The sequence below is a fragment of the Paracoccus shanxieyensis genome (genome assembly GCF_009711265.1).
In the GTDB taxonomy this organism is placed as follows: Bacteria; Pseudomonadota; Alphaproteobacteria; order Rhodobacterales; family Rhodobacteraceae; genus Paracoccus; species Paracoccus shanxieyensis.
On sequence record NZ_WMII01000068.1, the window covers coordinates 1 to 1,164 of the forward strand.

The 1,164-nt window shown below is 58.9% G+C and carries 1 protein-coding gene; it reads left to right on the forward strand.

The genetic code is table 11. The annotated features are described in order from the left end of the window. Positions 1–209 precede the first annotated feature (209 nt). Complete coding sequence (locus GL284_RS21210; RefSeq protein WP_155046389.1) at positions 210–1,148, forward strand: IS110 family RNA-guided transposase; 939 nt, start codon at positions 210–212, stop codon at positions 1,146–1,148. The last annotated feature ends 16 nt before the right edge of the window (positions 1,149–1,164 follow it).

The window sequence follows — 1,164 nt, forward strand, 5'->3', positions numbered from 1 at the left end:
GGAGCTTGTCTTATGAGATTCCGGGCTCCCGAGGCAAAAGGGAGCCGCTGCCCAGCACCGCAAACTGCGGGGCAGCGGCGGGGGTGGCGTCGTGCGGAGCTTGGTCTTGCAGGACCGCGGTCGAGTTTGACGAACCCCCGTCTTTTCTAACGACCTGAACGGATACGTGGGCTGCGGGCCCGAATGACAAGCATAGGTAGGAAGAAAAGATGGCCAAGGATACCATCGGCATTGACGTGTCGAAAGACCGTCTCGACGTCTTCTGGCATTCCCGGGCTGAGGCATGTTGCCTGCCCAATACCCCCGAGGGATTCGAGCAATTGTGCGATTGGCTGGGACAGCAGGAGGATGTTTTGATCGTCTTCGAGGCGACCGGCGCCTATCACCGGGGGCTTGAACGGCATCTGAGCCTGACAGGGAAGCCTTTCATCAAGGTCAATCCAAAGCAGGCGCGGCGCTTTGCGCAGGCAATCGGACGATTGGCGAAGACCGATAGCGTCGACGCCAGAATGCTGGCACGCATGGGTGTTGTGCTGGACCTGACGCCTCAAGCTGTTGAGGGCGAAGATGTTCATGATCTCAGGGAGTTGCTGACTGCCCGTCGCGCTTTGGTCAAAGATCAGGTGACCGCGAAGACGCGGCTTGCCACCGCACTGAACCCGCTGGTGCGAGAACAGCTTGCTCGCCGCATTGAGGATATCGGTGCCGATATCCAAGCGTTGGACGAGGTCATCGCGCAGATCGCCAGACAGCGAGGCACCCTTGAAGAGCGCATTCGCCGCTTGATGACCATTCCGGGGATCGGTCGCCTGACCGCGACCACCATGCTGATCGACATGCCGGAGCTGGGATACCTCGAGAGCAAAAAGATCACCGCCTTAGCCGGACTTGCGCCAATGACACAACAATCTGGAAAGTGGCAAGGCAAGGAACGGATCACCGGCGGAAGGGCATCAATTCGCCGCGCGATCTATATGCCGGCACTAGTCGCCATCCGCTTCAACCGAGACCTGCACGACAAGTATCAGCAGCTGCTAAAAGCCGGCAAGGCGAAGAAAGTGGCCATTACCGCTATCATGCGGCGCATCATCATCCTTGCGAACACTTTGCTTCGCGAGAGGCGAGATTGGCTGCCTGAACGCCCTTGACCAAGACGGATACTCG

What these genes read in the sequence shown, in the direction of transcription:
- GL284_RS21210 (WP_155046389.1), top strand. Translation starts at nt 210, where the DNA reads ATGGCCAAGGATACCATCGGCATTGACGTGTCGAAAGACCGTCTCGAC.